Annotated in this window: 22 protein-coding genes and 1 pseudogene; 9 read left to right on the top strand and 14 right to left on the bottom strand. The window is 58.7% G+C overall.

Going from position 1 to position 22390, the window contains the following annotated elements:
• Positions 1–268: 268 nt before the first annotated feature.
• The 3 genes from JHL21_RS05305 to JHL21_RS05295 all read right to left on the bottom strand — a co-directional run bounded on the left by JHL21_RS05305 (position 269) and on the right by JHL21_RS05295 (position 1693).
• Positions 269–637 carry a hypothetical protein gene (locus JHL21_RS05305; protein WP_200212329.1) on the bottom strand — a complete coding sequence of 123 codons (369 nt, stop codon included), beginning with the start codon at positions 635–637 and terminating at the stop codon, positions 269–271.
• A gap of 68 nt (positions 638–705) precedes the next feature.
• Positions 706–1095, bottom strand: coding sequence for an acyl-CoA thioesterase (locus tag JHL21_RS05300; RefSeq protein ID WP_169196498.1), 390 nt, complete (start codon positions 1093–1095; stop codon positions 706–708).
• 4 nt (positions 1096–1099) lie between these two features.
• Positions 1100–1693 (bottom strand): thymidine kinase, encoded by a 594-nt coding sequence (locus JHL21_RS05295; protein ID WP_182394158.1) that lies wholly within the window; start codon positions 1691–1693, stop codon positions 1100–1102.
• Positions 1694–1890: 197 nt separating this feature from the next.
• Between JHL21_RS05295 and JHL21_RS05290 the strand changes: the two genes are divergently transcribed.
• On the top strand, positions 1891–2256 hold the full coding sequence (locus tag JHL21_RS05290) for a GNAT family N-acetyltransferase (protein WP_200212327.1): 366 nt from the start codon (positions 1891–1893) through the stop codon (positions 2254–2256).
• Between the two features lie 93 nt (positions 2257–2349).
• Positions 2350–2742, top strand: coding sequence for a DUF2147 domain-containing protein (locus tag JHL21_RS05285; protein WP_200212325.1), 393 nt, complete (start codon positions 2350–2352; stop codon positions 2740–2742).
• 83 nt (positions 2743–2825) lie between these two features.
• On the opposite strand, the gene JHL21_RS05280 is transcribed toward JHL21_RS05285, so the two are convergent.
• From JHL21_RS05280 to JHL21_RS05270, 3 genes are all read right to left on the bottom strand, one after another.
• Positions 2826–3731 carry a DMT family transporter gene (locus JHL21_RS05280; protein ID WP_200212323.1) on the bottom strand — a complete coding sequence of 302 codons (906 nt, stop codon included), beginning with the start codon at positions 3729–3731 and terminating at the stop codon, positions 2826–2828.
• A 61-nt stretch (positions 3732–3792) separates the two neighbouring features.
• Complete coding sequence (locus tag JHL21_RS05275; protein ID WP_200212321.1) at positions 3793–5019, bottom strand: aminotransferase class V-fold PLP-dependent enzyme; 1227 nt, start codon at positions 5017–5019, stop codon at positions 3793–3795.
• A gap of 237 nt (positions 5020–5256) precedes the next feature.
• Complete coding sequence (locus JHL21_RS05270; protein WP_200212320.1) at positions 5257–5847, bottom strand: Spy/CpxP family protein refolding chaperone; 591 nt, start codon at positions 5845–5847, stop codon at positions 5257–5259.
• 123 nt (positions 5848–5970) lie between these two features.
• Between JHL21_RS05270 and JHL21_RS17675 the strand changes: the two are divergent.
• A pseudogene (locus JHL21_RS17675) lies at positions 5971–6075 on the top strand (GNAT family N-acetyltransferase); the annotation flags it as partial.
• A 53-nt stretch (positions 6076–6128) separates the two neighbouring features.
• Here JHL21_RS17675 and JHL21_RS05265 read toward each other — a convergent pair.
• Complete coding sequence (locus JHL21_RS05265) at positions 6129–6431, bottom strand: hypothetical protein (RefSeq protein ID WP_200212319.1); 303 nt, start codon at positions 6429–6431, stop codon at positions 6129–6131.
• A 259-nt stretch (positions 6432–6690) separates the two neighbouring features.
• Between JHL21_RS05265 and JHL21_RS05260 the strand changes: the two genes are divergently transcribed.
• Positions 6691–7893, top strand: coding sequence for a pyridoxal phosphate-dependent aminotransferase (locus tag JHL21_RS05260; RefSeq protein ID WP_182394152.1), 1203 nt, complete (start codon positions 6691–6693; stop codon positions 7891–7893).
• Between the two features lie 4 nt (positions 7894–7897).
• Here JHL21_RS05260 and JHL21_RS05255 read toward each other — a convergent pair whose 3' ends face one another.
• Positions 7898–9010, bottom strand: a complete 1113-nt coding sequence (locus JHL21_RS05255; protein ID WP_200212318.1) for a hypothetical protein — start codon at positions 9008–9010, stop codon at positions 7898–7900.
• Between the two features lie 267 nt (positions 9011–9277).
• Between JHL21_RS05255 and JHL21_RS05250 the strand changes: the two genes are divergently transcribed.
• Positions 9278–10903 (top strand): MFS transporter, encoded by a 1626-nt coding sequence (locus JHL21_RS05250; protein WP_200212317.1) that lies wholly within the window; start codon positions 9278–9280, stop codon positions 10901–10903.
• A gap of 1245 nt (positions 10904–12148) precedes the next feature.
• On the opposite strand, the gene JHL21_RS05245 is transcribed toward JHL21_RS05250, so the two are convergent.
• The 5 genes from JHL21_RS05245 to JHL21_RS05225 all read right to left on the bottom strand — a co-directional run bounded on the left by JHL21_RS05245 (position 12149) and on the right by JHL21_RS05225 (position 16240).
• Entirely contained in the window at positions 12149–12865 is a 717-nt protein-coding gene (locus tag JHL21_RS05245) for an HAD family hydrolase (RefSeq protein ID WP_200212316.1), read from the bottom strand.
• Positions 12866–13118: 253 nt separating this feature from the next.
• Entirely contained in the window at positions 13119–14012 is an 894-nt protein-coding gene (locus JHL21_RS05240; RefSeq protein WP_169196486.1) for a LysR family transcriptional regulator, read from the bottom strand.
• A 116-nt stretch (positions 14013–14128) separates the two neighbouring features.
• Positions 14129–15079 carry a thioredoxin-disulfide reductase gene (gene trxB, locus JHL21_RS05235; RefSeq protein ID WP_169196485.1) on the bottom strand — a complete coding sequence of 317 codons (951 nt, stop codon included), beginning with the start codon at positions 15077–15079 and terminating at the stop codon, positions 14129–14131.
• A gap of 155 nt (positions 15080–15234) precedes the next feature.
• Complete coding sequence (gene greA / locus JHL21_RS05230; protein WP_200212315.1) at positions 15235–15708, bottom strand: transcription elongation factor GreA; 474 nt, start codon at positions 15706–15708, stop codon at positions 15235–15237.
• A 322-nt stretch (positions 15709–16030) separates the two neighbouring features.
• Complete coding sequence (locus tag JHL21_RS05225; protein WP_169196483.1) at positions 16031–16240, bottom strand: cold-shock protein; 210 nt, start codon at positions 16238–16240, stop codon at positions 16031–16033.
• A gap of 426 nt (positions 16241–16666) precedes the next feature.
• Between JHL21_RS05225 and JHL21_RS05220 the strand changes: the two genes are divergently transcribed.
• From JHL21_RS05220 to JHL21_RS05205, 4 genes are all read left to right on the top strand, one after another.
• Positions 16667–17674, top strand: coding sequence for a methyltransferase (locus tag JHL21_RS05220; protein ID WP_200212313.1), 1008 nt, complete (start codon positions 16667–16669; stop codon positions 17672–17674).
• A gap of 50 nt (positions 17675–17724) precedes the next feature.
• A complete protein-coding gene (gene ltaE, locus JHL21_RS05215) occupies positions 17725–18744 on the top strand; it encodes a low-specificity L-threonine aldolase (RefSeq protein WP_200212311.1) in 1020 nt (339 codons plus the stop codon).
• 195 nt (positions 18745–18939) lie between these two features.
• The gene (locus tag JHL21_RS05210; protein WP_200212309.1) at positions 18940–20001 is read left to right on the top strand and encodes a GNAT family N-acetyltransferase; all 1062 of its coding nucleotides are present in this window, start codon (positions 18940–18942) and stop codon (positions 19999–20001) included.
• On the top strand, positions 19994–21274 hold the full coding sequence (locus JHL21_RS05205) for a lipopolysaccharide biosynthesis protein (protein WP_200212307.1): 1281 nt from the start codon (positions 19994–19996) through the stop codon (positions 21272–21274). The genes JHL21_RS05210 and JHL21_RS05205 overlap by 8 nt, the downstream gene beginning before the upstream one ends.
• Here the strand turns inward: JHL21_RS05205 and JHL21_RS05200 are convergent.
• Positions 21271–22206, bottom strand: coding sequence for a hypothetical protein (locus tag JHL21_RS05200; protein ID WP_200212305.1), 936 nt, complete (start codon positions 22204–22206; stop codon positions 21271–21273). The genes JHL21_RS05205 and JHL21_RS05200 overlap by 4 nt on opposite strands.
• Between the last annotated feature and the right edge of the window lie 184 nt (positions 22207–22390).

The following is a 22390-nucleotide window of genomic DNA, read 5'->3' as shown; positions in this document are numbered from 1 at the left end:
GGTCCGGCTCTGCTTAATATTGTTTGGTCACCAAACGGATCGGCCTTCGGAGGGTTCCGACGATTTTGTGACTGCTGTGACGAAGTCTGCGGAGACTCGTTATGTGGAACAGATAACAGTAATGCGTCTGAACGCTAGCTGAACGCCGTGTTCAACTTTGCGGTTTCACCGTAATTCAGATCTTTATTATTTTTACTTAGCAATTCTCGAATTTTTCGAGAGACCGGCAAGAATCGGCAAAGACAATCGTCTGTTGGCGAGAAGCGCCTTACATCCGTTCCGGTGGGGCCTCGAGCACGTGAGGTTCAGGCGCAGTCGGGCGGTCCAACGGGTGAGGCGCGGGGATGCGCGCCGGGGGAGCGCCGGGATTGCCTTTATCGTTCAGCGCGTTGGCGAGAGACTGCAGATCTGGTTCATATATCCAGCCTGCGAGCGTGCCAATGCGGACGGCGCACCATTGCTGGGTGCATTGACGATCATCTATGCGGTCGCTGGTGCTGATGAACTCAAGAATAGCGTGGTCCCGGCCGGGGCCGGAATGCACGGCGACCATCTCTGCTGCATTGGCGCTGTTTGCGAGCAGCGTGAGAAGAAATGCGGGTAGGATGCCAGCGAGCCGGATTGAGATGGGTTTCATGCCATCAAAACCCAGCGCGCAAGCCAGAAACCATGAAACGGCACTTTCGCAGCGTTTCATGGCTTTGATTATTCAGCAGGAATGGCGCGCTTCTCGCCATTTTCATCAAGTGCGACATAGACAAAGCGCGCTTCGGTGACCTTCTGGCGGTCTTCGTGGCGTTCGCGGCGCACCCATGCTTCCAGCGCGATTGTGATCGAGGTGCGGCCAACGCGTTCGACTGTGGAGTAGACGCACAGGACATCGCCGACCTTGATTGGCGCAATAAATGTCATCGCTTCGACCGCAACAGTCACGACGCGCCCGCGGACCCGTTCGACCGCAGCGATAGCACCGGCAATGTCCATTTGGCTCATGACCCATCCGCCGAAAATATCGCCAGCAGGATTAGTATCCGCTGGCATGGCCAAAGTGCGGATTGTGAGCGTTCCCGTAGGCTGAGTGGCAGAGTCATTCATATTCTTAAGGACCTTTAGGCGGCCAACGGCCGACGGCTTCCTCCCAATGCTTACGACATAAGGAGAGATAGACAGATTTTTCAATAGACACTTGGTCGCCTGCGGTGAGGACGCGGCCGGACATGTCCTGGCGCACGACCATGGTCGCCTTGGCGCCGCAGGTGCAAATGGTGCGGATTTCGCGCAGGATATCGGCGATGGCGAGCAGCTCCATCGAGCCGGGGAAAAGCTTGCCTTGGAAATCGGTGCGCAGGCCATAGCACATGACCGGGATTTTCAGCCGGTCCGAGACCCGCGCCAACTGCCAAACTTGATCGCGGGTCAGGAATTGCGCTTCATCGACGAAGACGCAATCGACTTTGGCCGCTTCGTGCTGATCTTTGACCGATTGGTAGACATCGTCCTGCGCCGCGTAGAGCTGAGCAGGTTCGGAAATGCCGATGCGGGACGAGATCAAGCCTTCGCCGCCATCGGCGTAAAGTGCGGATGTGTAGAGCAGCGGATTCATGCCGCGTTCACGGTAGTTATACGCCGCCTGCAAGAGGAGGGTAGACTTGCCCGCGTTCATCGCCGCATAGGAGAAATAAAGCTTAGCCATGTTTCGAGTCCTGCTGCGGCCCTGATTGGGATAGCGATAGACCTCAGGGCGGCTGGGCGAAAGCCTAAGAGTGCTGGCTTCAACAGGTGAGTGGGAGAGCGATGGAGAGGCTGATTTTACGGGCGGCGCGGGAGGATGACCTTCCGGACTTGTACAAATTATTCTTCCGCTCGTGGATAGCCCACTGGGGGCCGCATGTGAGTGTGACCTCGCGTCAGACGTTTTTGCTTGGACGTCCGGGGGATAGCTATGCTCGCCAGTATTGGACCAAGTTCACCGTGGCTGAGCGGGACGGGGCGCTGGTCGGGGTCTATCACCTTGAGGACGGGTTTCTCCATGCCATCCATGTTGCGGTCAACCATCTGGGAACCGGAGTGGGGCGGCTGATGATGTCAGATGCCGAACGGCGTGGGGCGCGTCGGCTGGAAGTCCGCGAATTCAACGACAGGGCGCGTCAATTCTATCTCCGGCGCGGCTGGGTCGAGCTTTACAATGAGCCGGGCAGTGAGATGGGCTCGCCCTGTATCACGATCACCATGGGGCTGGATCGGCCAAGTGAATAGCGGGTCGAGGGGGAACGAGATCAATTTCCCAGATGTTCAGTTTCAGTTCAGCCGTGGCGCACTAGAGCTAAGCCAATGATTTTGGAGTGTGAGATGAACCGATTTGCTCGATACGCCTTGGGTGTTGGCCTAGCGCTTGCTGCGGCCACCCCTGCTTTTGCGTCGCCGGTCGGCACGTGGGAAATTGAAATGCGCGACAGTCGCTATGAGGCGACGATGTGTGGCGATGGCACTCAACTTTGCGTTCGATTGATCTGGCTGGGTAATGGCGCTGAGCAGCAGCCGGAAAATATCCCCTATCTCAATCAGTTGATTATCAACGAGGCCAAGCAAACCCGACCGGGCGAATGGAAGGGGCAACTCAACCTCTATGGCCACAAGGCGGCAGGCACGATCACGCAGGTGAACGAGAACCAGATCACGCTGCAAGGCTGCGTGCTGGCGGTGTTCTGTAAGTCTTACGAGATGTATCGTTATAACGGGTAGGGTCTTGTTCTGTATGAGGCACCCCACCCTCAATCCCTCCCCTTTCAAGGGGAGGGAGGTCGTTCAGCGGAAGCGAATGCAGCCTAGTTGGTCGTCCGCTCGCTGTGCGCCTTGCGCCGGTTCCAGAGCGGGGGGAGTGCTTCAACCAGAATGATCGCGGCGAAGAGCAGTGCCGCGCCGAAATAGCCTACTGTCGGCAAGCGCTCGCCCAAGAGCAGAGCGCCGCCCAGGGCCGCGAACAGACTTTCGGCCGAGAGTATGATGGCAGCATTGGCCGGTGGCACGTGCTGCTGGCCGATGGCCTGGAAGGTGAAGCCAATGGCTGTCGAGCAAATGGCGGCATAGGCGATTTCGACCCAGCCAGCACTGATCGCCTCGAGGGAGGGGGCCTCCGTGCCGAGTGCAATGCCAGAGGCGATGACGCCTGCGAAGAGGAAGCTGACGGCCGAAACAAAGATCGGTAGGCCAGTGATGCGAGCGCAGTGACCCAGAAGGATCACATGAACCGCCCAGAACACGGCGCTGCCTACAATGGTCCAATCGCCCGAATTAAAGCTGTCGAGGCCGCCACCGTTCAGGAAGTAGATGCCGATAAGTGCCGTCGGAACAGCGGCATAGAGGATCGGGTGGGGTTTCGTACGGAAGAGGACGAAGACCAAGATCGGCACGAAGAAAACGTAGAGCCCCGTGAGGAAGCCGCCGTTAGTGGCGGTCGTGGTTCTCAAACCGGCCTGTTGGAGCCATGAGCCGAAGAAGAAGGCGCAGCTCATTGTCAGGATAAAAAGCCAGTGCTTTGTGGTGAGCTTTGGGGCTTTGCGGCGATATTCCCAGATCGCCAGCGGCAGGATGAGCAGACCGCCCAAAATGTAGCGCACGCCTGCGAAGGTCAGCGGCCCCATCATGTCCATGGCCGATTTTTGCGCAATAAAGGCAAAGCCCCAGAACATGGTGCAGATGAGAAGCATCAGAGTAGCGATGGGGCGGGACATGATTACTCGCAAAGAAAAAGGGCCAGTTATGGCCCTTTTAGAAGGGGCATACGGCAGCGGCCTAGAGCTCGGCGTCGAGCGCTTTGATGGCCTGCTGGATTTCGTCGGGCGTGGTGTAGTGGACGAAGGAGAGACGCACAACACCATGATCGGGATCAATGCCCAAGGCTTTGAGAAGGCGGTAGCTGTAGAAGTGGCTGCCGCCGACCATGAGGCCATGTTTGGTCAGGCGCTGGGCAACGGCGACGGCAGGGTCGGTGTGGGCGAAGGCGATGGTTGGCGCGCGCTCGACGGGATCGTCTGGCCCGAGCAGGCGAATGTCATTGCGCGAGCGCAGGTAATCGAGCAGTGGCGCTGCCAGTGCGATTTCCTGATTGCGCATGGCCGTATGAGCGCGGCGGAAGGCGTTTTCGCCAGCAATTGTGCCGGAGACCATATTGCCGACTTCTTCGAGGTAATCCGCAACGCCCGCGCAGGCGGCGATTTGGGCGTGATCGGGACCGGCTGGGGTCAGGCGATAGCGCGGTTTGATATCGTTGAAGAAATGGCCTTGGTTGGGAAGCTTTTCGGCGAGAGCCGGGCGAATGGCCATGATGCCCTGATGGGGGCCATAAACCTTGTAGGCTGAGAACAAATAGATGTCTGCGCCTAGGGCAGCGAGATCGGGTAAGCCGTGTGGGGTGTAGCTGACACCATCAATGGCGCAATAAGCGCCAACCGCATGGGCGCGCGCGGCGATCTCTGCGACAGGATTGATGTGCGCAACAATGTTGGAGCAGTGCGGCGCGGCGACGAGTTTTACTTTTCCGTCGAGTAGCGAGTCGAGATCGGAGAGGTTGAGGCGACCGGTTTCGTCGACGGCCCATTCGCGCACTTCGATGCCGCGGGTCTCAAGGCGACGCCATGCGCCCGTATTGGCTTCGTGGTCCTGATTGGTGACGATGATGGCATCGCCGGGATTGAGAAACTGCCCAAAGGTATTGCCGAGCATATAGGTGTTGGCCGAGGTGGATGGACCGAAATGGATCCAATCGGCGGAAACATTGAGCGCTTGGGCGATCCGCTCATAGGCATGGTCCATGGCCTTGCCCGCGGCGATTGACGCCGGGCTGGTGCCATAGGGTTGCACCTTGGTCTGGCGATAGTACCGATCTAGCAGGTCGAGCGTGTGTTTGGCGGTGTAGGAGCCGCCTGCGTTTTCAAAGAAGGCCTGACCTTGCAGGCTAGGCTCGGAGAAGGTGGGGAACAACGCGCGGACGCGGGCAGGATCGAGTGGCAGTTGGGTCATAGTCATGTCGTTCGTGAGAGGTGAGACGACGGTAATTGACTGCCATACAAATGCAATAGGGGGTTGGTGAGGACCCCCACCCGGCCTCCCTGAGAGGGGGCGGTGTTGGGGAGGGGCTTGAGGAAGGGGATTGAGGAAGGCCCCCTCACCCGGCCCAAGAGGGCCGACCTCTCCCCCAAAGGGAGAGGTAAGGGAAAGGGGCCTCCCCCTTGTTTAAGGGGGAGAGGAGAGAGGCGCTTATTTGCGATCGAAGCCGGGGCGGTGGCCGCGGTCGCCGCTGGAGTGGGCGTTATCAGGGCGTTCGGTCAGCTTGGCCTTTTGGTCGTCGGTCAAAGAGCCGAAGAAAGCATCATAGCTGGGCTTGATCGTTTCAAGTGCGGTGACATTGGCCTTGCCGATGGCAATGCGGGTATCGAGGTTTTTGCTGAGGTCTGGTGCCGGTGGGGCTTCAGCGCTGGAGGCATCAGTTGGAGGTGTCGGTGGAGTAGGGCGCAAATCCTTGCTAACAGCCTCAAAATCAGTGGCTGCCGTCAGTGCAGCGGCCTTTAGGGCGTCAAGCAAGGGCTTTTGGTCATCGGTGAGATCTAGGCGATGTGCGAGACGTACGAGGCCGACTTCGACGGCCTCGGCGCCGCGCTGAACGTTCAGGAAGTCGCCATTACCGCGCTGCATTGGACGGGCGAAATGCCCAAAGTCTTTTCCGCCGTGATGGGGTTGGGCCATTGGGGCAGAAGCAGGCGCATCTTGGGCCGATGTGGGGACGATGATGCCGAGCGCAAGCGTGGTCGTCATCAACGTTGCGAGAATGGCTGCGGGGAGGGTCTTCATCGTGTCATCCTTTGCATGGGAGGTACCATTGGCTGGTACCGATTGGACGATAGAGTGAACCATCTTGTCCGGTCATTGCGGTGCGATGAAGATATGGAGAGGTTGGTAAGGTTCGAGGAGGCTCGGGGTGCAGCGTGGCTGCATGTTGACTTCGAGCTTCAATATAAAAGCTTTTATGCCGCGTGCGGGTTTGCGCCAACCGAGGCGGGGTTGATTGCACTCAAATAAAAAAAAAAGGCCGGGGGGCCGGCCTTGAAGTCTTGGGAGGTCAGGGGAGAGGGTTAGCGGTCGCTATCGGCCCAATTGGTGCGTCGCGCTGGACGCTTGGGGGCGGTGACGCGCGCTGGAAGGGGGCCGGCCATGACGAAGCGAGCCGCTTCATAAAGCATCACGGCCATGAGAAGCGCGACTGGAATGAGGAACACAGCGATCTGTGTGTCAGCCTGTTGGGCCAAGTTGGCGGCATTGGCGGGTGATACACCCGAGACAGTGATGGCTGCGACTGCAGCTATGGAGAGCAAGGAGATGCCGGTAAGCGTGAAAACACGACGGTTCTTCGACTTGGGGGACGCGGACTTTTGCATGGGATCGACGTCTTACACTTTACTGAACTGTACTCAATTCACCATGAGATTGCGGTGTGAGTAGGGGGTGATTGGGGCAAGTGGCGATTTGTTGGGGGCGAAACTGTGGCAAAGGCGAGAACGAAGTCGTGAACGAGAGCGGGTGCTCTTGGTAAAAATGGTTTTGGCAGAGGGGCAATCTTACGCATTGGCGGATGGTTGTGGTTCTCAGGAACACTGGGCTGCGCTAAAGAGGGTGCGGCTAAGCTTGGAGGTTCAAATGGGTTTTCTGTCAGACGCGCTCTCTCGTGTTGCGCCGTCGGCGACCGTTGCTATCAGTCAGAAGGCGCGTGTTCTGGCGCAGGAAGGTCGCGACATCATCGCGCTTTCTGCGGGTGAGCCAGATTTCAACACGCCGGAAAACGTGCGCGATGCTGCAAAGCGCGCCATGGACGAAGGCCAGACCCGTTACACCAATGTCGACGGCATTATTGAGCTGAAACAAGCCGTTGCGGCCAAGTTCAAGCGCGACAATGGGCTCGATGTTACCGCAGCCGATTGCTTTGTGTCCTCGGGCGGCAAGCAGATCATTTTCAACGCGCTGATGGCGACACTCAACCCCGGCGACGAGGTTGTGGTGCCAGTACCTTATTGGGTGAGCTACCCGGAAATCGTGCGCTTGTGCGGCGCAGAGCCGGTGTTTGCGGTGGCCGATGCCACAACCGGTTTCAAGCTATCGCCGGAGGTTTTGGAAAAGGCGATCTCGCCTAAGACCAAGTGGCTGCTGCTCAATACGCCATCGAACCCGACCGGCGCGGCCTATACGGCAGAAGAATTGCGCGGCTTGGCTGACGTGCTGCTGCGCCACCCGCATGTGCATATTCTGACCGACGATATCTATGAAGTGCTGGTCTATGACGGCAAGACCTTTGCGACGATCGCGCAGGTTGAACCGGCACTGCAGGCGCGGACGCTGACCATGAATGGCGTGTCCAAGTCGCACGCAATGACGGGCTGGCGTATTGGCTATTGCACTGGCCCAAAACCGCTTTTGGCGGCGATGACCAAGCTGCAGGGGCAGTCGACCACAAACCCGTCCTCGATTTCGCAGTGGGCTGCCGTGGAAGCGCTCAATGGTCCGCAGGAGTTTTTGTCTGAATGGCGCGCGGTTTTCCAAAAGCGCCGTGACATGGTTGTCGCTGGGCTCAACGCTAACACCGGGCTCGATTGCCTGACGCCAGAAGGCGCGTTCTACGTGTTCCCATCCTGCGCGCGTCTCCTGGGCAAGACCTCGGCGGGCGGTACTGTGTTGAATACAGACGAAGATTTCGTCATGGCGCTGCTTGATGAAACCGGCGTGGCTTTAGTGCATGGCTCGGCCTTTGGTCTCGCCGGGCATTTCCGCCTGTCCTATGCCGCAAGCGACGAACAGCTGGCCGATGCGGTCAGCCGTATTCAGACCTTCTGCGCTGGTATCAAATAAGCCACTAGCGGCCTAAGAATGACAAAACGGTCGGCCTATCGGAAGCGGTAGAGCCGGCCGTTTGGTTTAAAGTGTTCATGATCTTTGTGGTTGAGGCATAGCTTTGTACCGCGGCCTGATAGAGCTTGTCGCTCCAGCCGACTGCCAGCCGCTCTTCGGCGCTCAATGATGAGTAAGCGGCAATAATATTGCGGCTGAAGGCGGTAGGGTCGCCAGAGCTGCTGGCACTCGAAAAGCTCTCGGAGAGCGTCGCGCCGCTCCGTGCGGTCAGCACAGTTTTAGCGGCGAATGCCTCTTCAGACGTAAAAAGCGCATCCCTATTGATAACCATTGACGATAGTGTTCGGCTAGAAAACGCTGATACATCAATATATTGTCCGATTTTAGTCTGGCGATTAAAGCTCGGAAACTTGCCATTGGCGTCGGCCTGGGCGTAGAGCTGATCAAGCGCCGCGCGGGCGTTAGAAGCGAGGTTGGCAATCGGCGTTGTGGTGGCCTCAGGCGTTTCATTGAGGGCGAGAAAGGCGCGCACCGGATCGGCACTATCAGGCGCAGGGAGGGTGCCGGGCGTGAGCTTTAGGCCTTCAATGCCTTTGAGGACAGCATCGCGTCCCGCCTGCCAATCTGCCGAACTTTTCTCTTCGGTGCCTAGACCGGATAGATAGTTGGCAGCGGTTTGATAAAGCGCCAAATAACTGCCCGTTACCTTGGCAATGGCAGCAGGACCTGCCAGTGCGGCCCGAAAGCGCCGCTCCATCTCCAAACCTGCCGCTTGCTTCTCCTCAGAGTTGAACGTGTCGTCATTGGCCATGGAGTATAATTCTCGATTATCGAGCGAGGATAAGTCGAGCGCGAGACTGCCGTTTTGAAGGGGAGAGGAGCGGCGAGCCTCGGTGAGGAGAGTGAGGAGTTTACTCTCGGCGTCTTTGACGATTGTGGCGTAGTCACGCTCCGCTAGGGCGGCCTGCGCCTCGGCAGATAAGGTAATCGTCGTGGCAGGCCGATCGACAGTGCTTTCGGCCTCTTGACGCTCTGTTGCGGCGGTGGCTTGCGGTTCAGTACTGGCGCGGTAATCGCGATAGGCCGAGTAGGGGGTAGTCGCTGTAACGGTGACCATGTGGGTGTCTCCCGAGCTTCTGCCATAAGTCATGCAATGGGCGTGCCGGATATTTTTGAATGAAATCAGACGCGCATTGGGAGCAATTCGGGGTGGCGGTAAAAACTGCCGGGCAAGAACTTATTCTGGTCAGTTGGGTGTGAACTCGAGACTTTGCAGTTTCGTTGGGTCCAGAGTGAGAATCGGTAGGACGGCGTGAACCAACTCGGCCTATCGTAGCGGTGCGCGGCGCGTCACTTTTGCGCCGTGCTATACTTCGGAGCTGTAATGTCTGAGCGTAAATCGATGTTGGCCCCCTTTCGGCATGAGACATTCCGAATGCTGTGGCTGGCAACGCTGTTTTCCAATCTGGGAGGATTGGTGCAATCAGTGGGTGCCGGGTGGATGATGACCACGCTGTCGAGCTCCCACAATATGGTGGCGCTGGTGCAGGCATCGACGACGCTTCCCATCATGCTGTTTTCGCTCGCGGCCGGGGCTCTCGCTGACAATTTTGATCGACGTATCGTCATGCTGGTCGCTCAGATCGGTCTGATGGTGGTCTCTATCCTTCTGGCGATACTGACGGTTTTCGGCCTGTTGACGCCTTGGCTATTGCTTGGCTTCACTTTCCTTATTGGGTGCGGCACGGCGCTGTTTAATCCAAGCTGGCAGGCCTCGATGGGCGATGTGGTGCCGCGCGAAGACCTGCCCGGTGCGGTGACGCTCAACTCTATGGGTTTCAACCTCATGCGCAGCGTTGGTCCGGCGGTTGGTGGGCTGATTGTGGCCACAGCCGGTGCCGCTGCCGCATTTGCGCTCAATGCGGTGTCCTATATCGCCCTGATCTTTGCGCTTTGGCGGTGGAAGCCGGTGCGGGTCAAGAGCCAGTTGCCGCGCGAAAAATTCGGCTCGGCCATGTATGCGGGCATCCGCTATGTGTCGTTGTCGCCGCATTTGACGACAGTGTTGTTCCGCGGCTTTCTCTTTGGCCTAGCGGCTGTCGTCATTCTGGCGCTGCTGCCATCGGTGGCCAATGACTATGTGGGTGGTGGGGCCTTTGTGTATGGCACATTGCTCGGCTGCTTCGGGTTCGGCGCTATTGGTGGCGCATTCCTCAATGGTCGCGTGCGGGAGCGCTTTAGCAATGAGGTGATCGTTCGGATCGCCTGCGCCATTTTCGCTTTGTGCTGCGTTGGCTTAGGGCTCAGTCGCGAGGTGTGGCTGAGCCATGCGGTGTTGATCCCGGCGGGGGCTTGCTGGGTGCTCGCGCTTTCGCTGTTCAATGTGTCGGTGCAGCTCTCGACCCCGCGTTGGGTGGTTGGCCGGGCGCTAGCGCTCTACCAGACCGCTACATTTGGCGGCATGGCTCTGGGGAGCTGGGTTTGGGGGCTATTCGCGGATATTGGCGGGCCGCAGCTGGCCCTGTTGTGCGCGGCTCTCGTCTTGGTGTTTTGCGGCGCTGTGGGAGTACGCTTGCCGTTGCCGGCCTTTAGCTCGCGCGACCTCAACCCGCTCGACACGTTTAATGAGCCCGCTTTGCGGCTCGATCTGCGGCCACGCTCTGGGCCGATCCTCGTGATGATCGACTATCGTATCGCGCAGAACGACATCCCTAAGTTTTTGGAACTTATGGCTGATCGCCGCCGTATCCGCATTCGTGACGGGGCGCGGCAATGGGCGGTGCTCCGCGATTTGCAGGAACCCGATCTCTGGGTGGAAAGCTACCATGTGCCCACCTGGGATGATTATTTGCGGCACAACATGCGCCGGACAAAGGCTGATGCGGAAAATACGCTGGCCCTGCGGGCCCTGCACCAGTTGACAGAACCGCCGAGGGTGCATCGCATGATCGAGCGCCAGACCGTGCCGCTGCATGATGATACGCCGCTGCGCGAATTGCCCGACGTTTGATTGCCTAAAAAAAAGACCCTGCCCGAGGGGAGGGGCAGGGTCTTAAGGGTCACGGCGGACCGTAGACCTTGGAGGGCAGCGTCACCACGAGCGCTGCGTTGAGGGCATTATCAATCGGCGGCACTGCCTAGAAAAGCGCCAATTTCGTAATGCTGCCATGCAAAATCTACGCGTCACCTTGCTGCAGTCTTGTGCGGGCAAAAAAAGAGGCTCCAACCGAAGTTGGAGCCTGATGATAGGGCCGAAGCCAAATCGAAAGTGTTGGTCTGAGCGCATGGGAGGAGGATATGCGTCAGACCATGTGGACCAGAACCGAGGGAGGAGGAAACGGTTCCAATCCGGGTGTCGACAACGCGGGTCCGTGGGAGGAGGATACGGAGCGGCGTCCCGTCGACACACACAACCTAGGCGTTTCTGGCCCCCACAACAATGCATGGTTCGTCATGCCAGCTATGCATTAGGCACAGCGACAAACTGTCCATTTAATGTGCAGCTTGTATGGATGAAGCGGCGCGGCAGCGTGGCAAGTGGCTGGTGGGGTTTGCGTTTCTGTGGGAGATGACCAGCGGGCTGGCGTGAGAGGATTGCTGGTCCTGCGCTTCGTCACCCCATCCTCAATCCCTTCCCCTCAAGGGGAGGGAGGTCGATCTGCGTGCGCGGGGAGGGAGGCTCACCGGGTTGCGGTGGGCAGAAAAAAAAGGCCCCATCCGAAGATGGGGCCGATGACTGGGCCAGAGGCCAAATCGAAAGTGAAAGGCAGAGGAGCAAGGGAGGAGGAGTATGCTGCTCTGCCAGAACATTGGATCGAGGGAGGAGGTTACGATCCGCAGCTCAGTGTTGCGATACACGGTCCGAAGGGAGGAGGAGATCGGAGCGCGCCTCAGCAACGAGGCCTTTATGTACTCTACTGGTTTAGTAGGCAATCCCGGAAAACACATGTCAGCCATGCATTTATGCATCGGTCCACAGAATTGCAGACAAAAGAAAGGCCCCGCTCGAGGGGAGAGCGGAGCCTAAGGAGTAGTAAGCCTGACGGCTCACTAAGGAGGGAACGCAGCGGGCGCAAGGGAGGGAGGAGAAACACCCGCTGTGATGTCGCGGTATATAGGTTGATCCTCGAAGATGAGGAATGGGTTAATGGGCATGTCAGCCATGCGCCGTACGCATGTAACTGCCAAAAAACGTTCACAATCAACGGTTGGCGCAGAAACTCCCGTACGGAATCGCCCAGAAACGTTCGGTTTTTTACGGGTGTGATGCCTGGGTGGCGAAGGTGTCGAGGACGGTCAGGAGCTGACCGAGATGCTCTATTTTTGCCCATCGCGGATGATTTTTTGGCTCATCGGCCTGTTCGGAAACCCATGTTAAGCGATGGGGGACGTAGACGGCGAAGGCTCCGGCTTCAAGCGCGGGCAAGATATCGGACTTCATTGAGTTGCCGACCATGACAGTGTGGCCTGCGCCTTCGGTGTGCTGAGCAAAAATGCGCTCGTAGACCGCAGTGGTTTTATCCTGGACGATTTCCACAGCCGCAAAATATTCAGCAAGGCCCGAGGCGGCAAGCTTGCGCTCTTGGTCGATCACATCGCCCTTGGTGATGAGGACCAAACGATATTTCTTTTCAAGCGCTTCGAGCGCTTCGTCGACATAGGGCAGGGTCTCGACCGGATAGGTGAGAAGCTCGCGACCGGCGGCCAAAATTTCAGCGATGACGGGGCCGGGGACGCGGTGTTCGGTGAGTTCGAGGGCCGTCTCGATCATCGAGAGGGTGAAGCCTTTGGCGCCAAAACCATAGAAGGCCAAATTGCGCATGGTGGCGCTGATCAGGCGATCATTGAGGTCTGCGCTATCGGTGTGGTCGCGCAAAAGCGTGGTGAAACGCTCCTCTGTGAGGCGGAAAAACTGCTCGTTTTCCCAGAGGGTATCGTCAGCATCGAGGGCGATGGTGGTGATGCGAGCCATGGTTCACCTAGGCGGGTCGTTCTGGGGCATTTATGTGGCATCTTGCTGGCACTTGTGGGCCTTAGCAAGGGCGCGCGAGGGGCGTTTTGGGGCTTTTGGACGTGGCCGAGCAGGGGCGGGGCGATGCGTGGAAGGAGGCCCCCTCGTTCGTAAGCGGAGGAAGGCCCCCTCACCCGGCACTGCCTGCCGACCTCTCCCCGTAGGGGCGAGGTAAGAAAGAATACGGGCGATTGGCTTTCGGCCGGTTCGACGCCTAGAAACTCCACTCGCGGGCTTTAGAGACGAGGAAGTCACGGAAGACGCCAACGCGCTTTGAATTCTTCAGAGCGGGTGGATAAACGAAGTAGGCCTCATAGGCTGGCAGCTCGACTTCGGGCAGCACCTGCACCAGGCCGTCGGCCTTCTCGACCACATAGGCGGGGAGCATGGCGATGCCGATGCCAGCGCGGGCCGCGTTCATCATGCCATAGATGGCGTTGACCTTGAGTACGGCGCGGCGCGGGCTGGAGTCTGGGCGGCCCATGCGTTCGAGATAGTTGATGTCGCCGAGATAGGAGGGGACAGGTTCGCCGAAGCTGATGATGCGGTGATTGTCCAAATCTTCGGGCGACTTGGGCATGCCGTATTCGGAGATGTAGGCATCCGAGGCATAGAAGTGGTTGTGCACCGTGAACAGCTTGCGCTGAATCATTTCCGACTGGTTCGGGCGGTGCAGACGAATGGCGACGTCGGCTTCGCGCATGGCCAGATCGAGCTCAGCGTCGTTGAGGCGGATTTCGAGCTGGATCAGCGGATAGAGTTTGAGGAACTCGTCGAGGCGCGATGAGAGCCAGGTGGAGCCAATGCCCACGGTGGTGGTGACCACCAGCGGGCCGGTTGGCACGTCTTGGCTTTCCGACATCTGGGTCTCCACTTGCTGGAGTTCCCAATGCATGCGGTGCGCTGTGCGGAAGAGCTGCTCGCCGACTTCGGTGAGCACGAGGCCACGAGCGTGGCGGATGAAGAGCTTGAAGCCCAGGTCATCTTCTAGGGCGGAGATCTGACGGCTCACGGCCGACTGGCTCATCCCTAGTTTTTCGGCGGCATGCGTGAAGCTGCCCGACTCTGCGGCGGTATGGAATATCCGGAGCTTGTCCCAGTCGAGCATTTCTCGTGACGCCTTCTATGTTGATCAGCCGGGGCGAACGCTTGTCTTGCTGCTGCAGAAAAGCCGACCGAGGCGGCTCCTTCTAGCGTGAGGCAAGAGTTTCACGGCAGTCACCCTCATTCCGCCGCTTCGGCCAATTCGTGTTCTGCCAGGAAACGCTCGGCATCGAGCGCGGCCATGCAGCCCATGCCGGCAGCAGTGATCGCCTGACGGTAGACGTCGTCGGTGACGTCGCCCGCAGCGAAGACGCCCGGAACATTGGTTTGCGTGGTGCCTGGCTTAACTTGCAGATAGCCACCAGCCTTCATGTCGAGCTTGCCCGAGAAGATGGAGGTGGCTGGAGCGTGACCAATGGCGACGAAAACGCCGTCGATCTTCTGCTCATAAACTTCGTTGGTGGCGCGATTGCGCAGCATGACGGCATTGACCGAAGGTGGCATTTCGGAGCCAGCAACTTCGACAATTTCGGTGTTCCAGCGCACTTCAATCTTCGGGTTCTTGAAAAGGCGATCCTGAAGAATGCGTTCGGCGCGGAATTCGTCGCGGCGGTGAATAACGATCACCTTTTCGGCGAAGTTGGTGAGGAAGAGCGCTTCTTCAACAGCGGTATTGCCGCCGCCGACAACGAGCACTTCCTTGCCGCGATAGAAGAAACCATCGCAGGTGGCGCAAGCGGAGACACCAAAGCCTTGGAACTTCTGCTCGGACGGCAGGCCAAGCCATTTGGCCTGAGCGCCAGTGGCGATGATGATGGAATCTGCGGTGTAGACGTCGCCGCTATCGCCGGTGAGGACGAAGGGGCGCACGTCGAAATTCACATCGGTGATGATGTCGTTGACCATGCGCGTGCCGACGTGCTCGGCCTGCGCCTTCATCTGGTCCATGAGCCATGGACCCTGAATGACATCAGCAAAGCCGGGATAGTTTTCCACATCGGTGGTGATGGTGAGCTGGCCGCCGGGCTGAAGGCCCTGGATCATGACCGGTTCGAGCATTGCGCGTGCAGCATAGATCGCGGCGCTGTAGCCAGCTGGACCCGAGCCAATGATGATGACTTTTGCGTGCATCGCGATGTCGCTCCTAAAAGACGGAATGCTCCCTCTTGCTCTAGTTAAGGTGCGAACCGGGGTGGTTTCAAGGCAAAGAAACTCCCGCGCAGTGAAACCACGCGGGAGTATACAGAAAACCACAGCTATTGTGGATTTATCCGCAGACTTGCGGATTACACATAGCGAATCTTGAGAATTTCGTAGCCACGCGAACCGCCCGGAGCAGCGACTTCGAACGAATCGCCTTCTTCCTTGCCAATCATGGCGCGGGCAATCGGGGAGGAAATCGAGATGCGGCCGCCCGAAGCGTCGGCTTCTGGATCGCCAACGATCTGGTAGGTCTTTTCGACTTCGGTGTCGTCATCAATGAAGGTGACGGTCGCGCCAAACTTTACGGTCGTCCCGGAAAGCTTGCTGACGTCGATGACATCGGCCAAGGCGAGAATGGTCTCGAGTTCCTTGATCCGGCCCTCGTTCAGTGCCTGTTGTTCTTTGGCAGCGGAATATTCTGCATTTTCAGACAGATCACCGTGAGCGCGCGCTTCCGCGATGGCGTCGATAATGCGACGGCGCTCATTGCTTGTGCGGTGCTCAAATTCTGCGGCTAGGTCCTTTTGGCCCTGCACCGTCATTGGGATCTTGTCCATTCCTGCTGCCTCCAATCGGCTCGGCAAAATAGTAATGAGCGCGCCGCCAACGTTTGCCGGCCGCGCTGCTTAGTCGTTGATCTGGTTTGAAGCCAGCGTGGCCCCAAATAGTTTACCCCAGCCGGTCGGTCGGCTCATGCGTCGCGAATAAGGATCTGGGGAAGATTTGACCTTGCCCGGAGGTTCGCTCGCGGTCAAGCCGTTGAAACTAGGCCAAACCGCGCAGCGCACACCCAAGGACACTTGAAAAGTAGCAAAGAGCGTGGGCAAGAGAAAAGGGCGCGCCTAGGGCACGCCCCAATCCAATAAGCCAGGTTCGTGATTACGACGTCGTCAAATTGTCAGCGGCGGACTTACCCGTGCGCTTGTCCTTGACGATTTCGTAGTTCACTTTTTGGCCTTCATCCAAGCCGTTCAGGCCCGAACGCTGGACAGCAGAAATGTGAACGAACACATCTGCGCCACCCTCGTCTGGCTGGATGAAACCATAACCTTTTTGGCCGTTGAACCACTTAACGGTGCCCGTTGCCATAATGCGCTATCCCTCGTGACGTCTCTGCTAAATGAGGTTCTGATCATGCACCTGATCAGGCCCCCTAGTTGATATCGAACTATCGGAAGATGATGACAGCAATGGCGAATGGCAATTCGCGTCTTTAGGTCAGTCGGCCGCAGTATTCGATGGGCGGAACCTAACCTGAAAAAACGATTGCATCAATATCTCGTGTGTTGATGGGGGTGCTTTCGATAAATAACGACAGTTCTCGTGAGTGGTCAGTTGTTTGCCGGAAGCAATTTCTGAAAAGGCAATTGCCCTTCGCGTGCATTATCGTGAAAATTCGTGCCGATTTCGGCGGAATCTGGGGCGAAATTTTCACGCGGGTCGGTGCCTCAATCGTGCCCTGTATTCTCCTTGCGCGTGTACGGTTTTTCCGGCTAATTCGCAGTCGCGGTCAGCATGGCCGTGTCCTCTCGAAAGCGTACCGTCTTGAGCAAGGCGATTTATTCTTCCGGCGATGTATTCGCCGATCGGCGTGCCGACTATGCGCGGCAGCTGGACCAAAGTGGTGATCCCGCTGCAGCCTCAGAGCTGATGGAGCAGGCTCTGGAATTGGCCCCCGAATGGGCTGCCGGTTGGGACCTGCTCGGCAACTACCACGAAAAAGCTGGCAATATTTCCGCGGCTATAGGCGCTTGGCGGCGGCTTGAAGCTCTCGATGACCACGGTGTTTTCGGGGCTAGATTAAAACTGGCAGCGCATAATGCCGGTGCTGCAGGTCAGGGGACGGCAGTGGGCTATGTCGAAGCCCTGTTTGACCAATATGCTGCCAAATTCGAGCAATCTCTGGTCGGTAAACTGGGCTATAAAGTGCCCGAACTGCTCGACGACATTGTCAATCAAGAGATGGCACGCCTTGGCATTGAGCGGTTTGGCCGCGCGATTGATCTGGGCTGTGGCACAGGCTTGATGGGCCAGCGCTTGCGCGGCAAGGTTGATCATCTTGAGGGCGTTGATATTTCCGCCGCGATGATTGCAGAGACGGCCCGTAAGGGCATTTACGATAAACTGGAAAAGGCCGAGCTGGTTGAAGCACTCAATCGGTGCGACCGCGACACGGACCTGCTGACGGCAGCAGACGTGTTGATTTATTGCGGCGCGATAGAGCCAGTTCTGAGCGCGATGATGCCCGCTTTGCAGCCGGGGGGGCTCGTCGCCTTTTCGCTGGAAGCGCATGACGGCCCTGAAGCGGTGTTTTTGCGCCCAAGCCTGCGCTATGCCCATGGCATTGAGGCGACGCGCACGGCGCTGGTGGCCGCTGGGTTCAGCATTTTGCGTTATGAAACCGCCGAATTGCGCATGGATCGTGGCGCTCCGATTATCGGGATCTTGGTCGTGGCGCAAAAGCCGCAACATAGTATGACGGCCGCCAATGATGTCGGCATGGATGGTGACGTCGCTGCCTAGCGGCGCTCGCCGAACTTGGTCATAAAGGTGCGATAGCTCTGGAGATGACCATGAATACCATCCGCCACGATTTTCGCTCTGACACTGTCACGCGTCCCAGCGATGGGATGCGGGCAGCAATGGCAGAGGCGGAGGTGGGGGACGACGTTTACGGCGACGATCCGACGGTCAACCTGCTGGAACAGCGCATTGCCGGCATGATGGACAAAGAGGCGGCGATGTTTGTGCCTTCCGGCACAATGTCTAACCTTTTGGCATTGCTGGCCCATTGTGAGCGTGGCGACGAATATATCGCGGGGCAGGACGCGCATTGCTATGCGCATGAGGCCGGTGGCGCGGCGGTTCTGGGATCGATCCAGCCGCAGCCTATTGCGCATCAGGCCGACGGAACGATGGCCATCGATGACATTGAAAACGCCATTAAGCCTGACGACAGTCATTATGCGCGGACGCGGCTGATCGCGCTCGAAAACACCTTTGGTGGGCGGGCGCTGCCGATGGGCTATATGGATGCCGTTGCCGATGTGGCGGAGCGCCATGGACTGGGGTTGCATCTGGATGGGGCGCGCGGGTTCAACGCGGCGCTGGCATTGGGCATCGATATTGCGACGCTGGGCAAAAGGTTTGATACGGTTTCGATCTGCCTCTCTAAGGGCTTGGGTGCGCCCGTGGGCTCGGTGCTTGTTGGGCGCGGTGAGCTGATCGGCAAAGCCCGGCGCTATCGCAAAATGGTGGGTGGCGGATTGCGCCAGTCGGGCATTCTGGCGGCGGCGGCACTCTATGCGCTGGACCATAATGTTGAACGACTTGCCGACGATCATAAGCGCGCCAAGCGTTTGGCCGAGGGTCTGGCGCGGCATCCGCAATTGAGTGTGACCATGCCGGACACCAATATCGTCTGGGCAAAGGCAGAGCGTGAAGTCTCTGGAGCGCTGACAGCGCATCTGGAAAGCATGGGTATTGCATTCGGCGGCGGCTATGGGGAGCATCGCTGGGTCACCCATATTGATATCGGCGATGATGACATTGAAAACGCCATCTCAGCGGTCGATACGTTTTTCAAAGACTAATAAGTATTTACCGTAAGAATACTTTACTGTTTCCATATTCGGTCGGTCATCTCATTGTGTTCGAATGTGACGATGGGAGATCACATTTTGCGGGCGGTAAAATCCGGGGTGACAACGCGAATTCTTGCGTCGCTCCACGATATTGATGCGAATGAACAGCACTGGCGGGCGTTGGAGCAGCGATGCTCCGACCCGATGAGCTATTTCCAATCGTTTGACTGGTGCCGGTCGTGGGTTGCGGAATTCTGCACTGAAGCGACCGAGCCCTATGTGATTACGCTGTGGCGCGACGAAGTCTTGCTGGCCATCGTGCCGCTGGTGGTGACCCGTAGGGGCGGGATCGCGCGGCTCGTGACGCTGGGCGAGGCACACGCGCAATATTGTGGTGCTCTGGCCTTGGCGGGCGCAACGAGTGACCCTGAGGTCGTTGAGGCTCTGCGCTTAGCCGTGCGCGCCTCGAAGACTGACGTTTGGGTACAGCGTTGTGTCATCGAAGGGTCGGCGCTTGATCGTATGATCGCCACTATTGCTCGGGTCCGCGAAGAACCTAATCAGAGCTCGGTCCTCGATCTGACGCCCTATGTGAGCGCTGATGCTTATTTCGAGCGCTTGGGAAAGCTGCAGAAGCGGAACCGCAATCGGCGGCGCAATCATCTGGCGCGTTTGGGCGACTTGTCTTTCGAGATGGTCTTTCCAGACGATGCGGGCTTTGATGGGCTCGTTGAGCAGGCGGTGAATTGGAAGCGCGAATGGCTGGCGCAGACAGGGCGGCGGAGTGTGGGGTTTTCGGCCCAGGGCTATGCCGCGTTCCTCAAGCGGCTGCCTGGAGATAGTGATCAGCGCTCTGGCGCCTGTATTTCCGTGCTGCGCGTCGGCGACAGGGTCGTGGCGCTAGAACTCGGTTTTCTGCATTACCGGCATTACTACGCCTATATCGGCAGCTTTGACTTGAGCTTGCGCGAGCTGTCTCCGGGCAAGGTGCAGATGGAAATGACGGTGGGCTGGCTGATCGAGCAGGGGGCGCGCGCCTATGATCTCTTGGTCAATCCGGCCGATTATAAAAACAGCTGGACCAATAGCGCGCATGCCGTGGCGACGCGGGCCAAGCCGCTATCGTGGAAGGGTCGGGTCTATACCGGATACTGGTTGCCGACCGTTCGGCCGTTTGTGAAGCGGCACTATGAACGGCTGCCCGTACTGATGCAGAAATGGACGAACTTCCTACAAGGTAGCGTGTGTTTGCTGCTGTATGTCTGACGGTCAAAGCAGTTTTGCCGATGCGGCGATTGCCATAGCCATTCGCGTTGCCGGGGCGGGTCTTGTGTTCGCCATGCAGGTGGTTTTGGCGCGGCTGATGCCCGCCGATTACTACGGCGGGTTCGTGACGCTGTGGAGCTGGATCCTTGCGCTCGGGAGCTTTGCGGCGCTGGGCTTTGCCGAATCCAGTGTGCGATTTTTGCCGCGGTATCAGTTGCGCGATAAGCGGGTGAAGCTGTTCGGCTATTGGCGGTTTGGCTTGCGCCTTGTGGGCGGGATCAGTGTGGCGCTCGGCGTAGCGGGCGTTGCCCTCGGCATGGGCCTAGGGCCGCAAGGGGGCGCTGGGCTCGTCATAGTTTTGGTGGCGCTGGGGCTGCCCTTTATTGCACTTGAGTATTTCATCGAAGGGGTCGCGCGCAGCTTTGGCTGGTTCCGCTTGGCAGCGGTGCCTGTCTATGTGGTGCGGCCACTGCTGGTTATTGGCGCGGTTTTGCTGCTGCACGGGGGCGGGGTTGAATTGACCCTTCCGGTGGTGGGCGGCGTGTTCATCACGGCTATGGCGGTGATCAGTGGTTCGCTGGCGCTGGTGGTGGGACAGCGGGTGCGCAGGCTCGGCGTGACGGGCGCGGTGAGCGCGCGACAAAAGCGGGTTTGGCTGACGGCCTCGTTGCCGCTGTTGGTGCTGTCGGGGCTCGAGGATTTGACCGGATATGCCGACGTGCTGATGCTGGCGCTGTTGGCGGGACCGGAAGAGGTGGCGGTATATTTTGCGGCGGCGCGGTGTTTGGCGCTGGGGGGATTTGTCGCCTATGCGATGACGCTCGTAGCAGGGCGGCGCTATGCGCTCGATTTTGCTGGTGCATCGAACGAGCAACTTCAGCGCAGTATTTCGCGCGGGACAATGCTGACGGTGGGGCTTACGACGGCGGCAGTCGCTGTGACGATTATCGCCGCGCCACTGCTGTTGCGCGCGTTCGGCGAGGCCTATGAGGCCGGGTGGCCGCTGGTGGCGGTGCTTGGGGCAGGCATGGTCGCCAAATCGCTCAGCGGTCAGGCGCAAGAGGCGCTGATCGTGCTGGGCAAACAGAGGACGGGGATCGTCGTCAACCTTGTTAGCGTCACGGCCAGCGTGGTGCTTATCGCGGCGCTCACCCCTCAATTTGGGCTGATCGGCGCCGCGGTAGGGGCTGCAATTGCGATGGCAGTCCGGTCGCTCGCGCTGGCGATTGGCCTTTGGCGCGCGACCGGATTGATGGTGTTTCAGCGCTTCTAGCGGCCTGCGCTGGCGGTAAACACCGTGTGGAAGCCGGCGACATCGGCGAAGCGATACCAGAGGTCGGTGACGGCATCGTCGTTGAGCTTGGTTTCGTGCCAGACGGCATCCAGCCCGATTTCATTGCCGAGATTACGGTCCATGGAAAGGAAGCGGTACATTTCGTAACGCTCCACGCCTTCAGGGTGCTCGCCATAGGTCCACTGATACTCGCCGCTTTCGGCATTGGCCCAATAGCCTAGAGTGGCGAGGCGCGCGGCGGCATAGGCAGGGATCGCGACTTCGTCAGCGACGTCCGCATAGAGCAGGGGCCAATCGGGCTGCTCGCCCTCTACTTCGGTCCAATCCGCCATGTCTTGGAAGTCACGATAGCTGTCGAGGCAGGGGGTGCCCTGGCAATCCTGCTTTGAAGCCTCTTTGGCCGAGATTTCCTTGGTCGAGGCTTGGAGAAGGATCGCCTGATTGTTCATGGTCGGGGTGAAGACGAAGCGCCAAGCGCGGTGTTCGCCAGTGCCGAACTCGGCTGCGTCGGCGACGTTTTCTTCCCCGAGGTCCGCTGCCAGTTCAGCGCGGATGGTTGGGCCCAAGTTGAAGTGGCGAACTTCAATAAAGCTCACAGGGGCGGAAGATCCGTCCTCTGCGCTGTCGATCATTTCGCCATAGGAAAGCTCGGTGCGGGTGCGCGTGCTCTCGATGGCGTCATCGGCAATGAGCAGGGCTTTCTCGATCGGGCCGACGGTGCCGCCTGGGGTGGCAGCATTGGTATCGAGCCAATAGCTGAGGAGAGTTGCTTCAAGCGTTTCAGTGTCGACGAGCGAGAAACCATTGGCCCCGGTAAATTGGGCGATGGCTTCGTCGAGGTCCGATTGGGCGACGGCAAGAGACGTAGTGGCGAGAAGAAGGCTGAGTGTAACGGCAGTACGACGCAACATGGGCAATCCTCGTGTGCTTGGTTTCGCTCTTTATGGCGGAGCCAAGATGTATCGTAGATGAATGCGGAGACGAGGGGGAGAGTTGCTGTGGGGGATGTGGATGGGGATGTGGAAGGGGGGGGGGCCCCCCCCCGGCCCGCGCGCCGCCCCCCCCCCCCCCCCCCGGGGGGGAGGGGGGGGCGGG

The organism is Devosia sp. WQ 349K1, assembly GCF_016595685.1.
Taxonomy (GTDB): domain Bacteria; phylum Pseudomonadota; class Alphaproteobacteria; order Rhizobiales; family Devosiaceae; genus Devosia.
The sequence above is the reverse complement of the archived record's forward strand: the minus strand, read 5'-3'. Positions and strand labels throughout refer to the sequence as shown.

What these genes read in the sequence shown, in the direction of transcription:
- JHL21_RS05305 (WP_200212329.1), bottom strand. Translation starts at nt 637, where the DNA reads ATGAAACCCATCTCAATCCGGCTCGCTGGCATCCTACCCGCATTTCTT.
- JHL21_RS05300 (WP_169196498.1), bottom strand. Translation starts at nt 1,095, where the DNA reads ATGAATGACTCTGCCACTCAGCCTACGGGAACGCTCACAATCCGCACT.
- JHL21_RS05295 (WP_182394158.1), bottom strand. Translation starts at nt 1,693, where the DNA reads ATGGCTAAGCTTTATTTCTCCTATGCGGCGATGAACGCGGGCAAGTCT.
- JHL21_RS05285 (WP_200212325.1), top strand. Translation starts at nt 2,350, where the DNA reads ATGAACCGATTTGCTCGATACGCCTTGGGTGTTGGCCTAGCGCTTGCT.
- JHL21_RS05280 (WP_200212323.1), bottom strand. Translation starts at nt 3,731, where the DNA reads ATGTCCCGCCCCATCGCTACTCTGATGCTTCTCATCTGCACCATGTTC.
- JHL21_RS05275 (WP_200212321.1), bottom strand. Translation starts at nt 5,019, where the DNA reads ATGACCCAACTGCCACTCGATCCTGCCCGCGTCCGCGCGTTGTTCCCC.
- JHL21_RS05270 (WP_200212320.1), bottom strand. Translation starts at nt 5,847, where the DNA reads ATGAAGACCCTCCCCGCAGCCATTCTCGCAACGTTGATGACGACCACG.
- JHL21_RS05265 (WP_200212319.1), bottom strand. Translation starts at nt 6,431, where the DNA reads ATGCAAAAGTCCGCGTCCCCCAAGTCGAAGAACCGTCGTGTTTTCACG.
- JHL21_RS05260 (WP_182394152.1), top strand. Translation starts at nt 6,691, where the DNA reads ATGGGTTTTCTGTCAGACGCGCTCTCTCGTGTTGCGCCGTCGGCGACC.
- JHL21_RS05255 (WP_200212318.1), bottom strand. Translation starts at nt 9,010, where the DNA reads ATGGTCACCGTTACAGCGACTACCCCCTACTCGGCCTATCGCGATTAC.
- JHL21_RS05250 (WP_200212317.1), top strand. Translation starts at nt 9,278, where the DNA reads ATGTCTGAGCGTAAATCGATGTTGGCCCCCTTTCGGCATGAGACATTC.
- JHL21_RS05245 (WP_200212316.1), bottom strand. Translation starts at nt 12,865, where the DNA reads ATGGCTCGCATCACCACCATCGCCCTCGATGCTGACGATACCCTCTGG.
- JHL21_RS05240 (WP_169196486.1), bottom strand. Translation starts at nt 14,012, where the DNA reads ATGCTCGACTGGGACAAGCTCCGGATATTCCATACCGCCGCAGAGTCG.
- trxB (WP_169196485.1), bottom strand. Translation starts at nt 15,079, where the DNA reads ATGCACGCAAAAGTCATCATCATTGGCTCGGGTCCAGCTGGCTACAGC.
- greA (WP_200212315.1), bottom strand. Translation starts at nt 15,708, where the DNA reads ATGGACAAGATCCCAATGACGGTGCAGGGCCAAAAGGACCTAGCCGCA.
- JHL21_RS05225 (WP_169196483.1), bottom strand. Translation starts at nt 16,240, where the DNA reads ATGGCAACGGGCACCGTTAAGTGGTTCAACGGCCAAAAAGGTTATGGT.
- JHL21_RS05220 (WP_200212313.1), top strand. Translation starts at nt 16,667, where the DNA reads ATGGCCGTGTCCTCTCGAAAGCGTACCGTCTTGAGCAAGGCGATTTAT.
- ltaE (WP_200212311.1), top strand. Translation starts at nt 17,725, where the DNA reads ATGAATACCATCCGCCACGATTTTCGCTCTGACACTGTCACGCGTCCC.
- JHL21_RS05210 (WP_200212309.1), top strand. Translation starts at nt 18,940, where the DNA reads ATGAGCTATTTCCAATCGTTTGACTGGTGCCGGTCGTGGGTTGCGGAA.
- JHL21_RS05205 (WP_200212307.1), top strand. Translation starts at nt 19,994, where the DNA reads ATGTCTGACGGTCAAAGCAGTTTTGCCGATGCGGCGATTGCCATAGCC.
- JHL21_RS05200 (WP_200212305.1), bottom strand. Translation starts at nt 22,206, where the DNA reads ATGTTGCGTCGTACTGCCGTTACACTCAGCCTTCTTCTCGCCACTACG.